Annotated in this window: 1 protein-coding gene; it reads right to left on the bottom strand. The window is 63.1% G+C overall.

The window, feature by feature from the left end:
* Nucleotides 1-45 precede the first annotated feature (45 nt).
* Entirely contained in the window at nt 46-213 is a 168-nt protein-coding gene (locus tag AC0L20_RS41125) for a hypothetical protein (RefSeq protein WP_473295848.1), read from the bottom strand.
* Between the last annotated feature and the right edge of the window lie 55 nt (nt 214-268).

Here is a 268-nt window from a genome sequence, read left to right as displayed (position 1 = left end):
ACCCCACCCTCGCGCAGAATATGGACCAATTGAGCAATCGCGGCTTCAGTCTGCGCTGGCAAAACGGGGTGGACGCGGCGCTGGATGAGAGCTTCGCGTTTTACGTCGACACCATTCTCTGCGGCCTGGAAACCACTGCGCCCCCGGCATTGCGCGGGCGCCCAGCACCGCCCGGTGCGAGCTGCTGGCCTGCACCTGAAAATGGTCCCAGATCGATTGCCAGAACGCCTGCGGCTTATCGACCGACCACTGCCATACCCCGTGGTAA

This window comes from Bradyrhizobium sp. Kon58, from assembly GCF_055807455.1.
The sequence above is the reverse complement of the archived record's forward strand: the minus strand, read 5'-3'. Positions and strand labels throughout refer to the sequence as shown.